At 64.7% G+C, this 13189-nt stretch carries 11 protein-coding genes; 6 read left to right on the plus strand and 5 right to left on the minus strand.

Annotated features, from left to right (window positions below; translation table 11 throughout):
• Window positions 1-17: 17 nt before the first annotated feature.
• From lgt to R6258_RS10855, 6 genes are all read left to right on the plus strand, one after another.
• The gene (lgt, locus tag R6258_RS10830; protein ID WP_318450094.1) at window positions 18-827 is read left to right on the plus strand and encodes a prolipoprotein diacylglyceryl transferase; all 810 of its coding nucleotides are present in this window, start codon (window positions 18-20) and stop codon (window positions 825-827) included.
• An 18-nt stretch (window positions 828-845) separates the two neighbouring features.
• Complete coding sequence (locus R6258_RS10835; protein WP_318450095.1) at window positions 846-1640, plus strand: thymidylate synthase; 795 nt, start codon at window positions 846-848, stop codon at window positions 1638-1640.
• The gene (locus tag R6258_RS10840) at window positions 1637-2173 is read left to right on the plus strand and encodes a dihydrofolate reductase (RefSeq protein ID WP_318450097.1); all 537 of its coding nucleotides are present in this window, start codon (window positions 1637-1639) and stop codon (window positions 2171-2173) included. The genes R6258_RS10835 and R6258_RS10840 overlap by 4 nt, the downstream gene beginning before the upstream one ends.
• 143 nt (window positions 2174-2316) lie before the next feature.
• A complete protein-coding gene (locus tag R6258_RS10845; protein WP_318450099.1) occupies window positions 2317-3051 on the plus strand; it encodes a ProQ/FINO family protein in 735 nt (244 codons plus the stop codon).
• Window positions 3052-3467: 416 nt separating this feature from the next.
• A complete protein-coding gene (locus tag R6258_RS10850) occupies window positions 3468-4499 on the plus strand; it encodes a porin (protein ID WP_318450101.1) in 1032 nt (343 codons plus the stop codon).
• 237 nt (window positions 4500-4736) lie between these two features.
• Window positions 4737-5717 (plus strand): hypothetical protein, encoded by a 981-nt coding sequence (locus R6258_RS10855; protein WP_318450103.1) that lies wholly within the window; start codon window positions 4737-4739, stop codon window positions 5715-5717.
• Between the two features lie 103 nt (window positions 5718-5820).
• Here the strand turns inward: R6258_RS10855 and R6258_RS10860 are convergent, their stop codons facing one another.
• From R6258_RS10860 to R6258_RS10880, 5 genes are all read right to left on the minus strand, one after another.
• Window positions 5821-6492: a hypothetical protein gene (locus tag R6258_RS10860; RefSeq protein ID WP_318450105.1), complete on the minus strand. Its 672-nt coding sequence runs from the start codon at window positions 6490-6492 to the stop codon at window positions 5821-5823.
• A 103-nt stretch (window positions 6493-6595) separates the two neighbouring features.
• A complete protein-coding gene (locus R6258_RS10865) occupies window positions 6596-7297 on the minus strand; it encodes a response regulator (protein ID WP_318450107.1) in 702 nt (233 codons plus the stop codon).
• Window positions 7294-8754, minus strand: a complete 1461-nt coding sequence (locus R6258_RS10870) for an ATP-binding protein (protein ID WP_318450109.1) — start codon at window positions 8752-8754, stop codon at window positions 7294-7296. Before R6258_RS10870 ends, R6258_RS10865 begins: the two co-directional genes overlap by 4 nt.
• Before the next feature lie 30 nt (window positions 8755-8784).
• Complete coding sequence (locus R6258_RS10875; protein WP_318450111.1) at window positions 8785-11895, minus strand: efflux RND transporter permease subunit; 3111 nt, start codon at window positions 11893-11895, stop codon at window positions 8785-8787.
• Complete coding sequence (locus R6258_RS10880) at window positions 11892-13145, minus strand: efflux RND transporter periplasmic adaptor subunit (protein WP_318450113.1); 1254 nt, start codon at window positions 13143-13145, stop codon at window positions 11892-11894. Before R6258_RS10880 ends, R6258_RS10875 begins: the two co-directional genes overlap by 4 nt.
• Window positions 13146-13189: the final 44 nt, after the last annotated feature.

A 13189-nucleotide genomic window follows, 5' to 3' on the forward strand; every position in this document is an offset into this window, starting at 1 on the left:
TCTTGCTAGGAAACGACATGCTCGACTACCCGCAGATCGATCCGGTGGCCATCGCGTTGGGACCGCTGAAAGTCCACTGGTATGGCCTGATGTACGTGGTCGGATTCATCGGCGCCTGGTGGCTGGGGCGGTTGCGGGCGGCGCGCCTGGGACTGAAGCCCGACGACATCGGTGACATGCTGTTTTACGGCGCGCTGGGTGTGGTGCTGGGCGGCCGCATCGGTTACGCGCTGTTCTACGGCTTCGATCGCCTGCTGGCCGATCCATTATGGCTGTTTCAGGTCTGGGACGGCGGCATGAGTTTTCATGGCGGCCTGATCGGCGTGTTGATCGCGGCTCTGCTGTTTGCCCGCAAGCACCGCCTGACCTTCTTCCAGATGACCGATTTCATTGCCCCGCTAGTGCCTATCGGCCTGGGCGCGGGGCGTATCGGCAACTTCATCAACGCCGAATTGCCGGGGCGCGTCAGCGATCTACCCTGGGCGATGGTCTATCCGGGGGGCAGCCAACCGCGCCATCCCTCGGCACTCTATGAGTTCGCCCTCGAGGGTGTGGTACTGTTCGCCATCCTATGGACGGTGTCGCTTAGACCGCGTCGTCGCGGTATGATTTCCGGTCTATTCCTGGTGCTTTACGGCATCTTCCGTTTCGCGGTCGAGTTCGTCCGTCTGCCCGACCCGCAACTCGGCTTCATCGCCTTTGGCTGGTTGACCATGGGCATGCTGCTGTCCCTGCCAATGATCCTGGCCGGCCTGGTTTTGATGATCTGGTCGAGGAGCCAGCCGGTGGACGGTGGCAAGGTCGAGACGCGCGAAGCGACATCCTGATTCTGCGATAGGCGAGTTATGCAGCCCTACCTTGAATTGATGCGCCGGGTGCTCGATACCGGCGTCAAGAAAGCCGACCGCACCGGCGTCGGCACGCAGAGCGTCTTCGGTCACCAGATGCGCTTCGACCTGGCTGACGGCTTCCCCCTGGTGACGACCAAGAAGCTGCATCTGCGCTCGATCATCCATGAGCTGCTGTGGTTTTTGCGCGGCGATACCAATATCGCCTATCTGCGCGACAATGGCGTGCGTATCTGGGACGAATGGGCCGATGACAACGGCGACCTGGGCCCGGTCTATGGCTATCAGTGGCGTAGCTGGCCGCGCCCCGATGGTGGCCATGTCGACCAGATCGCCAAGGTCGTCGAGCAGATTCGCAACAACCCCGATTCGCGACGACTGATCGTCAGCGCCTGGAACCCGGCGCTGGTCGACGAGATGGCGTTGCCGCCGTGCCATGCGCTGTTCCAGTTCTATGTCGCCGAGGGTCGGCTGTCCTGCCAGCTCTATCAGCGCAGCGCCGACGTTTTCCTGGGGGTGCCGTTCAATATCGCAAGCTATGCGCTGTTGACGCAGATGATCGCTCAGGTCTGCGATCTGGCGCCCGGCGAATTCGTCCATACCCTCGGTGATGCTCACCTCTACCTCAACCATATCGAGCAGGCCGAGCTGCAGCTCACGCGTACGCCGCGCGCGCGGCCGAAGCTGGTCCTCAACCCCGAGATCGACGACCTGTTCGCGTTTCGTTTCGAGGACATCGCCATCGAAGGCTACGACCCGCATCCACATATCAAGGCACAGGTGGCGGTATGAGCGAAGCGACTCCGGAAGAATCGCTGGTGCCGGTGGCGATGATCGCCGCGGTGTCGCGCAATGGCGTGATCGGTGTCGACAACCAATTGCCCTGGTACCTGCCCGAAGACCTCAAGTTCTTCAAGCGCATGACCCAGGGCAAGCCCTTGGTGATGGGGCGCAAGACGTTCGCCTCGATCGGTCGCGCGCTGCCTGGTCGATTGAACATCGTCATCACCCGTGATGCCGGTTTCGAGGCCGAGGGCGTGCGCATCTGCCACGATCTGGACGAGGCCTTGGCATTGGCCGACCATCAGGCGATCATCGACGGTGTCGAGGAGGTCATGGTCATGGGCGGCGGCGAGGTCTACGCTCAGGCAATGCCGCGGGCCTCGCGGCTCTACCTGACCGAGGTCGCCGTCGAGATCGATGGCGATGCACGCTTTCCGGCCATCGACGGGATGCTCTGGCATGAAGCGCAGCGCGTGCCGGGCGAGGAAAGCGGCCAGCAGGGCCGTCCCGCTTATGATTTCGTCGTTTATCATCGCCGCTGAGGACGACATGGATCGGCGTCCGCCTTCTTGCCGTGGGGGCATGGCGACACGATCGAACGATAACAATAATGGCTGAATTTCCGGCGCAGGCTGAAGCTGGCTAAACGCTGACGCTAGCTAAACGAAAGCAATGGAGGTTGCCCTTGACGACGCAACGCGTAGCCGCGCTATTCGATTCCCTGGAGCAGCATGTCCGCCGTGAGCGACAGGAGGTCGTCAGCCTTCGGCAACGACTAGCCCGCCTGGAGAGCGAGAACCAGCAACTTCGCCATTCGCTGGCGAAGCGAGCCGAGCCTGCCGAAACATCCGACGCTACTGAATCACCCGTCCAGGCGAGCCATGTCGAACGTGGCTACCCATTGCCGCGCCGAGTGATGTCGCCTGCACCGACACCCGAACCCGTTACCGAGGCCGAGCGAGGATCCTCTGATGCGCTTGTCGAGGAACCAGGTTCCCAGAGTCGGCTAGCGATCGGCGAGGCGCCATCCCCGCAGGCGCTGCTCGATGAATGGTACCGGCGCTACACCGATACCTTCTTCAAAGGGCATACGCGACCGCTGAAGATCGGTATCCATGAGGATCTGGTTGCCAACGAGCCCTGGTCCGATAAGCTGGTGCGCCGCGCGCTGGCCTGTTACGTCAATCTTCCGCGCTATCTCAAGGCCGTTCGCGCCGGTGCCGAGCGCGTCGATCTGGCTGGCCAGCCGGCCGGTGCCGTCACGCCCGGCGAAGCGCGTCACGCACACAAGAAGCTGGAGGCGTTGCAGGCTCAGCAGCGCAAGCGAGACAAGACGCTTAAGCGAGAGGAGCGTCAGAATCAGAGCGCCCGACTTGATCGCAAACTGGGCGACCTGTTGGCCAAGCATGGCAAGCATTGATGGCCACCGAGTGGCCGGCTTACGTTAACCAGCCGTTGGAAAGCGCCGAATACTTCCTTTATTAGGCGTCTTGCAATCAGTCGAACGGCTGTCATCATGAACAGCGTTCGCATTTGTCACTTGGCGGTCATAGAACGGCGCTAGGGTCATTGCGTGACGCGGTGCCGGCATGTTCGGTATCGGCAGTGTGCAGGGGATCGTGATCGGTAGGCGGTTCGATGTGGCGAGATTGAAAACAGTGTTTTTTCTTGTTGCGTTCCGCCAAACCCCAGTATAAGGTTCCCCTGCGAGCATTGGATAATAACAAGGCTTCGCTAAGGCAAGAGCGCTTCACAAAAGAATTTCAGAGGCGTGCCTGGCAAGCCAGTTGCATCTAAACAACGATCGAACAGTAAGCTAGTTAAGGAACTATCGCGATGAAAAAGACGCTCTTAGCGACTGCTATTGCCGGTGCCATGTGCGCCTCCGCCGCCCAGGCTGCCACTGTCTACAACCAGGACGGTACGCAGGTCGACCTGTACGGTAACGTTCAGTTGGGTTATCGCTCTGTCGACACTGGTGACGGCTCCGTTGATGACATTTTCGACAACGGCACCACTCTGGGTGTTGCCGCCGAGCATCAGGTCAACCCGGGCCTGATCGCCTATCTGAAGCTGGAACTTGACGGTTTCGCGGGTGACGAGCTCAAGTCTACTCCTTATGGTAGCGGCGACACCGCCTACGCTGGTATGAAAGGCAATTTCGGTGACGTCAAGCTGGGTTCTTACGACACCCTGATTGACGACTGGGTCAAGGATCCGGTCGACGGTTCCTGGTACGCCGGTGTCTATAATTCCGCGTCGTATCTGGCTGGTGACAACAACGATCGCGAAGGCGATCAGCTGACCTACAAGTCACCCTCTTTCGGTGGTCTGCAGTTCGCCGTGGGCACCCAGTATAAGGGCGATGCCGAGACTGACAACCGCGTTGAGAGCGACAGCACTGCATCTTTCTTCGGTGGCGTGAAGTACACCGTGGGTGCGTTGGACCTGGCCGCTGTCTATGACAACCTGGGTACTTATGACGGTACTGTTGCCGGCAATGGCGACTACGACGCCGGTGATGCCTACGGTCTGTCCGCTCAGTACGCCATGGCTGCCTGGACCCTGTCCGCCAAGTACGAGCGTTACGACGGTACCGACGATACTGAGGCGCTGACTAATGTCGATAACGCCAATATGTATGCGGTCAAGGCCAACTACGCTTACGGCATGGGTAACCTCTACGCGACTTACCAGTATGTCGATCAAGATCTTGGCGATAACGACAGTGAATCTCTGAATCAGGTCATGCTGGGCGCCGATTATAGTCTGACGTCGGCGGTGACTTACTTTGTTGAAGGCACCATGTACGACGAGCAAGATGACGAAGGCGATTTCGTCGCTACCGGTCTGGCCTTCACTTTCTAAGACCTTCTCGGTCGTAAGAAAGCCTAAACCGAAGCCGGCCCCTTGTGGGCCGGCTTTCTTTTTGCCGGGTTGATGTGCAGGGGCGGGCGGTGCAAACTCGTTGGCGGCTGCCCAATTCGGCTCTTTCTTCCCTGATCTTTCGTATGGATAGGACACTACGCTATGAATCATCGGTTTCTGGCTCCCGTTCTGCTCGGTTTCGGGCTCTATGCCGCTTTGCCGGCCGCCCAGGCCGATATGCCGCCCAACTATCAGGGGTCGACCATCGATGTGACGAAATTCTTTTCGAGTCGCAGCGATGCAAGAAGCCAAAGCTTCAACTTCGGTGGCTGGAACGAGCACAAGTTCACCGTCGAAAAAGCCGGTCGTTATCTGATCGAAAGTTCGTCCCGCGCGGGGATGTCAACCCGCTATCGCATCGAGGCGCAATTGCTGGATGATCGGGGCAATGTCGTAGCCGAAAGCGAAGCATTGGGGTCCGACGAGGGTGGTCTGCATATGTCACAGGAGTTGGAACCCGGCGATTACGTGCTCAGAGTCAACGCCCGAGAATTCGGCGACACCAAGCTGAAGGGTAATCGTTACACGATTAGCGTCGCCGGCCTGGATGAGCGCGGTAACCGGCTCAGTGCGGGTGAAAGTGGTATCGAGGAACCCAGTGGCATCGGCTATGACCGCGAGGCCGAAGGCCCGACGACGGCCTTCGTGCGCTCGCCGGATGCCACGGCGGCACTCGCCGCGCCGGTATCGCAGGCCTCATCGACGACGAGCAACGCCGGCGTAGCGGCCGATACGACGGGCGATTCAACCCCCACCTCGGATACGACCGCCGCGGGTAGCGCCAGCCAAGCTAGTGCCAATCAGGCCTTCGCTGAAGACACCCCTGCCGAGGGCTTCAAGGAGGTCGTCACCGATGTCGATATGCGCTATAAGGGCAAGGCGTTGAGTTTCGATGTCCGACAAGCGGGGACGGTTGCTGTTTCCACATCGACCATGAGCGGTTACGAAGGCACGTATCGTATCGAAGCGCGCATCCTCGATAGCGATGGCAATGTCGTTGCCAGCGAGAAGGGCTCGCGCTTTGCGGGCGATATCGATATCGAGACGGTACTTCAGCCGGGCAGTTATACCGTATGGGTATCTGGCCAGAATTACGGCAATCCCAACGATGTCGCCAACAACTACGCGCTACGGGTGAAGCAACTCGACGTGCGTTGAGAAAGCCCCGATGCAGCGACACCGTCGTATCCATACGAAATCGCCCCGCTTGAGCGGGGCGATCTCGTTGGACGCGAATGACACGGGGTGGGTGTCGGCGAGATCAGGCGTCGTCGGCATCAGGCCCGTGAGCGTAATGGCGTGAGGGACGCAGTTGTTCGAGCACCGCTAGCTGATCGTCGCTGAGCACCTCGTCGAGGGCCTGACGATGTGCGTCGCGCAGGGCCTGCCAGGCGTCGCGCTTCGCTTCACGACTGTCGAATTGTTGATTGCGCAGTTCGCGAGCCTGGCTGAAGAACTGCTGGCGGGCATCGTCGAGCTTGGCCTGCTCGGCGTCGCTGAGTCCCCAGCTCTTGAACAGCGCGCTGAACAGTTCGCCGGGCTTGTCTTGCGCCATTCGCTCATGCTGATGATGATTGCCAGGCCCGCCTCGTATGGCTGAGTGCATCATCATTGGCCGATGCGGCGACATCATAGCGTGCAGGGCATCGAGCTGTTGCTCGTCGAGAAATTTACCGAGGCGTTGGCGATGCTCCTCGCGCAGGCTATGGATCTGCTCGCGATAGTCGCGTTGTTCATCGGCAAAGGCCTGGCGGGTGTCATCGTCGAGTTGCCAACTGTCGAACAGCGCTTCGACGCGTGGATTCGGGCCTTGAGGAGCATGACCTTCATGCGCGCCGGGAGCTGCCTGGGCCAGGGAAATCGTGCCGCCGGCGAGCAGCGCGGCGACCAGAGGGGCGGTGAATAGCGAAGCGGCGAATCGGGTCTTAAACATGACAGCGTCTCCTTGTGTGGACGCTGTCAGTTTCGCGTGGTGTTGCGCAACCAGCGCGCAGGCAATACGTAAGGATTGCGCAAGCGAAAGCGTTGTTCGACGCTCATTCTTCGGGTTGGTATTTGTAGCCCACGCTGTAAACCGAGCGGATGATCTCGCGCTCGGGCCACACCTCGGCGATCTTGCGGCGCAGCTTCTTGACGTGGCTGTCGACCGTGCGCTCGGAGACGATGCGATGGTCGCGATACATGTGATCCATCAACTGATCGCGCGAGAAGATCTGCCCCGGCGCCTGCATCATCACCTTGAGCAGTTGGAACTCCACCGCGGTCAGGCCCAGGTCGCGGCCGTCGGCCAGGGCTCGCCAACCGGCGGCGTCGAGCTCGAGGGGAAGGGCGTCCCGCGTGGCCGCCGGGTGCTCTCCGGCGGCGGCCTGGGCCCGGCGCAGCACGGCCCTGACTCGGGCGACCACCTCGCGGGGGCTGAAGGGCTTGCAGATATAGTCGTCGGCGCCGAGCTCGAGCCCCAGCAGGCGATCGACCTCCTCGACCCGCGCGGTGAGCATGATCACCGGCAGCCGTGGCCAGCGCTGGCGAATTTCCCTGCACAGCGTCAGGCCGTCGGTGCCCGGCAGCATCAGATCGAGCAGCACCAACGCCGGCATTGGGTCGGCCTTGTCCAGCCAGGGCAGCACCGCATCGCCATGCTCGATGTGGTGGCTTTCGAAGCCGCTACCGGTCAGATAGTCGGCGACCAGCCGCGCGATCTTGGGCTCGTCCTCGACGATCAGGATGCGTTCGTTCACCGGCTTTCTCCTTGGAAGCTTGCTCGTAACGCGGACGCACTGGCCAACGGCAGGCTCAAGGTCCAGCGCAACCCGCCCAGCGGCGAGGCCGACGGCGCTAGTTCGCCGCCGTGGGCCTTGACCAGCGCTGCGGCGATCGACAGCCCCAGGCCGCTGCCGCCGCTGCGCCGGTTGCGCGAGGCCTCGACACGGTACAGGCGCTCGGTGAGCCGCGGCAATGCCTGCTCGTCGACGCCGGGCGAGCTGTCCTCCCAGTCGATCGTAACCCGTTGAGCATCGTGCTGCAGGGTCACGCTCAAGCGTCCGGGGGCGTCGGTATAGGCGCGGGTGTTGGCCAGTAGATTGTTCCATAGCTGGTGAAGCCGCTGCGGATCGCCGAGGACCGGGGCCGGCCCGGAGAGCGAGACCTCCAGCGTGATACCTGCATCGTCGAGCCAGCCGCGGGCGTCCTCGAGCCGGGCGCGCAGGCTCTCGGCGATATCCAGCGGTACCAGGTTGGCCTCGAGCACGCCGGCGTCGCTCTGGGCGAGCAAGCGCAGATCGCTGACCAGCCGCTCGAGCTGGCCGACCTCCTGGGCCAGCGAGTTCAGGCTATCGGCATCGGCGTGGCGGATGCCGTCCTGCAGCGCCTCGATCTCGCCACGCAGTACCGCCAGCGGGGTGCGCAGCTCGTGGGCGATGTCGGCCACCCAGCGCTGGCGCGAGCGGCGGTTGGCCTCGAGCGTTTCGGCGAGCAAGTTGAAGTCGTGGGCCAGCCGGGAGAGTTCGTCGCGGCCGCGCTCGGCCAGGCGCACGCTGTAGTCGCCTTCGGTCAGCCGCCGGGTGGCCAGTGCCATGCCGCGGGTGCGACGCCCCAACCACCAGGAAAGCCCGCCGGCGAGCAGCAGCGAGGCCAGGGCCAGCGAGCCGACGATGATCGACAGGTTGCGCTGCTGACGCTCGAGGAAGATCCGGTCCATGCGGGCCATCAATTCGCGCGGCGGGCGATAGCTGAGCTCGCCGACCTGCTGCCCGTCGCTGACGATCGCCACGCGCCTGAGAGGGCCCTTCAACGGGGCGGGGCCTGCGTCGCCGCGATGCGGCGGTGGGCCGATCAACGTCTCGCCGTTGGCATCGCGGACGATGAAGTCGCGGGGGTTGCCCAGTTCGCGCTGGATCGCCGACGGCGGCTGCTGTGCGCCGGGCCATAGCTGATGGCGCACCAGTCGGAACCAGGCGTGTGGATCGTCGCGCAGCCATTGCCAGTCGCCGCGACTCGCCCACTCGTCGCCGAGCGCCTCGGCGAGGGCCGCCGCCCGGTTGGCCTGGGTGCGCTCGAGATAATCGATGAAACCCTGGTCGAGACTGCGCGAGACGAACAGGAAGATCAGCCCGCAGATCGCCACGTTGACTAGCAGGATAGTGGCGAACAGCTTGAGCCCCAGTGGCGAGATGGAAGGGGTCAGGCGCTTGTTCATGCTTGCGGCTCGTTCATTGACTCTGCTCGTTCATGGGTTCTGTTCGTTCAGGGACTCTAGAGCGGCCGGCGCTCCGGCGAGGCGCTCGCGCAGGTTCTCGATCATCAGGTACAGGCAGGGTACCAGCACCAGCAAGATCAGCGTGGCGAACAGGATGCCGAAACCCAGCGAGACCGCCATCGGCACGATGAAGCGTGCCTGGCGCGAAGTCTCGAAGATCATCGGCGCCAGCCCCAGGAAGGTGGTCAGGGTGGTCATCATGATCGGCCGCAGGCGGCGCGTGGCGGCGGCGACGATCGCCTCGCGCGCGCCCATGCCCTCGCGGCGCCGACGGTTGGCATAGTCGATCAGCACCAGCGCATCGTTGATCACTACCCCCGACAGCGCCAGCATGCCCAGCAGGCTGATGATCGACAGCCCGAAGCCCATCACTACGTGCCCGGCCACCGCACCGATGATGCCGAACGGGATCGCCGCCATCACCAGCAGCGGCTGGATGTAGCTGCGAAACGGGATCGCCAGCAGCACGTAGAGCGCGGCGAGGGTCGCCCACATCGCGGTCTTGAGCGCCGCCAGGTTGTCGGCGGTTTCTTCCTGGCGCCCGCCGAGGCCTATCTCGAGACCGGGAAAGCGATTCCTCAATGCAGGAAACGTCTCGTCCTGCAGCGTGGCGAGGATTGTATTGACCGGCGCGCCGTCGCTGACGTCGGCGCTGACGTCGATCACCCGGCGGCCGTCGATGCGGGTCAGCGAGGCCGAGGCGCGGCCGTGTTCGATGTTGGCGACCCGTGAAAGCGGTGCCCGGCCGCCGTCGGGGGTGAGGATCGACAGCCATTCGAGCTCGCTCAGGCTGTCGCGCTGCCCGGGCGGCAGGCGCACCTCGACGCTGATCTCGCCGCGCCCGCGCTGCTGCTTGAGAGCGGTGGCGCCCTGTAAGGGGCCGCGCAGCTGGCTCGCCAGATCGCTGCCGGTCAGCCCCAATGCGCGCCCTTCGGGCGAGACGGCGAGCGAGAGCTGCGGCTTGCCGTTACTGATGCCGCTGTCGACGTCGGTAACGCCTTGATAGTCGCCGAGCGTAGCCGCCAACTCGGCCGCCGCGGCCTGCAGGGTGGCACTGTCGGAATGCGACAACCGCAACGTCAGCGCCGCACCGCTACCCGGGCCGCCGGCGTCGCTGGCGAAGCGGATCGCCTGTGCGCCGGGCAACGCTCCGCTGGCTTCGCGCCAGGCGCGGGCCAGTCGCGACGGCGGCCATTCGGCGAGACTCTCGGCGGCGATCTCCAGGCGCACCTCGAGGCTGTCGCCGTTCTGGCGCGCACGGGTGCTCTCGAAACGCGGGCCGTCGTCGCGTGCGGCGAGCGAAGAGGCGCTTGCGAGCAGCGCATCGCGAACCGCGCGGTCGGCGGCGATCGGGCTGCCGGCGGGCAGCGTGACGTTGGCCTCGACACGGTCGGATTCGACCCGCGGCATCAGCGAGAAGCCCAGCCGTCCGCTCATGGCGTAGGCCAACGCCACGCAGAGAATCGCCACGCCCAGCGCTACGGTCAGCAGGCGCTGGTCGAGGGTGCGCTGCAGGAACGGCTCGAAACGCCGCTGGGTGAAATCCGCCAGGCGCCCCTGCATGTAGAGCCGCAGCCGCTCCAGCGGGCGCTGCCAGGCGGGCAGCGTGCGCCGTTCGCGGCTATGGGCGAGGTGGGCGGGTAGGATGAACAGCGCCTCCAGCCACGAAACCGCGAACACCGTGACCACCACCAGGGGAACTACGCTCATGATCATGCCCAGAAAACCCGGCAGGAACATCAGCGGCAGGAAGGCGACGATGTTGGAGAGCACCGCGAAGCTGACCGGCACGGCGATCTCGCGGGCGCCGCGTACCGCCGCCTCGCGCACCGAATGGCCCTGCTCGCGATAGGCGTAGATGTTCTCGCCGACCATGATCGCATCGTCGACGACGATCCCCAGGGCGATGATGAAGGCGAACATCGACATCATGTTCAGCGACACGCCGAGCCCGGGCAGGAACAGCAGCGCGCCGAGAAACGCCGTGGGGATGCCCAGCGTGACCCAGAACGCCAGGCGCGCCTCGAGGAACAGCGCCATCAGCACCAGCACCAGCGCCAGGCCCATCCAGGCGTTCTTGAGCAGCAGGTCGAGGCGCTCGCGGTAGACCTCGGAGCTGTCCCAGCCGAGCGTCAGTTCGACGCCCTGGGGCAGCTCGGCGCGCAGCCGTTCGAGTTCGCCGCGCACGATCTCCGACAGCCCCAGCGGCGTCTGGTCGCCGACCTGGTAGATCTCCAGCGAGAGGCCGGGTTCGCCGTTGTATTCGACTTCGCTGTCGCTTTCGGCGAGCCCTTCGCGAACCTCGGCGATATCGCCCAGGCGCAGCACGCCGCCGTCGGCGGTGGCGATTATCGGCAGTCGAGCGAACTCGGCGGCCCGCTCGCGACGCCCCTGGTAACGCACCAGCCACTCGCTGTCGCGGGTATCCAGGCTGCCGCCGGCAAGATCGATGGCTTCGTCGCCGACCAGCGTGGCCAGCGCGGCGTGGGTCAGGCCGTAGCGGCGCATGGCCTGCTCGTCGAGCAGTACCTGGATTTCGCGATCGCGGCTGCCGGCCAGTTCGACCTTGCTCACCGCCGTCGAGGTGAGCAGTTCGGTGCGCAGATTCTCGGCGGTTTCTTGGAGGGTCAGGGCATCGACGTGGCCATGCAGTTGCAGGTCGAGCACCCCGCGCGAATGCCCGCTGATGCTGAAGGTCGGCGCCTCGGCCTGGTCGGGAAAGGTGCGAATGCTGTCCACCGCCTGTTGGATCTCCTGGTAGACGCGCATGGTGTCGACACCGCCGATCAGCTCGGCGACCACGCTGCCGCTGCCCTCGCTGGCGGTGGCGGTGATCTCGTCGATGCCCTCGATGTCGGCCAGTTCCGACTCGATGGCCAGCAGCAGGCTCTGCTCGATCTCTTCGGGGGTGGCGCCGGCATAGACGACGCTCACCGAGACCGATTCCAGGGTGAAGTCGGGGAACACTTCCTTCTTGATCTGCAGGCTGGCCATCAGCCCGCCCAGCAACAGCACCACCATCAGCAGATTGGGCGCCACGCCGTGCTGGACCATCCAGGCGATCGGGCCGCGGCGCGTCATGAGCCCGCTCCGGCTTCCGGCTCGTGCGCGGCCTGGTTGGCAAGATCCGAGTCTGCGTTGTCGGTTTCGACGACGCTCAGCGCCATGCCTTCACGGGGCTGGGCCAGCGCGCTGACGATGACCCGGCCGGCGTCTGCGAGCGCAGCGTCGGCGGCGATCAGCACCTGATGTTCGCCGCGATGCACGACGTCCACGTCGAGGATCTGCAGCCGCTCCTCGTCATCCAGCGTCCATACCTGATCGCCGTCGCGCAGCGCGGCATTGGGCAGCGCGAGCAGGTCGTCGCGCGGAGTAGCGTCGAACGAGGCGGCGACCACATCGCCGAGTCGCAGCGCCGGGCCCGGGCCTTCGAGCGCCAGCGGGTCGTCGACACGTACCAGCAACTGCGCCATCAGGCCGTTTTCCTCGAGGCTCGGCAACACCGAATACACCCGGCCCCGGCGGCTGGCGCCGGGCGGCCAGGCGTCGCTGGTCAGCGTCACCGCGCTGCCGGCGGTGTCGCCAGTGCCACTATCGAGCCAGCCCAGCGCCTCGTTGGACAGCGACACGCGCAGCCAGAAATGCGACACGTCGACCAGGCTGAGCAGCGCGGTATTGGCCGCCACCGAACCGCCCGGGCCGACCAGGCGCTCCTCGATCATGCCGCGATAGGGCGCCTCGATCCGGGTACGCGCCAGCTCGAGCTGGGCCGACTCGAGCGCCACCTGGGCGCTGTCCACCGCGGCCTGGGCCGCCTTGAGCTGCGGTTCGCGTAACACCAGCGCGCGCCGCTCGGAGGACAGCTGGCGGCCGAACGCCTGATAGTCGTTCTGTGCCTGGATCTGCTCGCCGCGCTCGACGGCCAGGTCGGCCTGGGCCTGGGCCAGCGCGGCCTCGGCGCTGCGCACGGCGAGCCGGTAGTCGTCGGCGTCAAGGGTGGCGAGCAGCGCGCCGGACTCGACCACCCGGCCCGGCTCGACGCCCTCGGCGAACGCTTCGAGCCGCCCGCCGACCCGGGTGGCGACCTGGGTCTCGCGGGCGGCGATCGCCCGGCCGTAGCCGGTGATCTGCGGCGCGACGGGGCCGCGCTGGACGCGGGCCAGCTCGACGCTGGGTGGTGGCTGGCTGGCCGCGGGGCGGCGCTCGACGTGGGGTTGATGGCTGAGCAGCCAGTAGCCGATCGCAAGGCCCAGCGCGATCACCGCCATGGCGACCAGCGGGGCCAGGGCGATACGCCCGCTCTGGTTTGCTCGCGCGTATGCACGCGCCACGCGGTGGGCGCGGGCAGCAGGACGATAAGCGGGGCAAGAAGATG

Origin of the sequence: Halomonas sp. HP20-15 (assembly GCF_033446685.1) — a bacterium.
GTDB lineage: Bacteria > Pseudomonadota > Gammaproteobacteria > Pseudomonadales > Halomonadaceae > Modicisalibacter.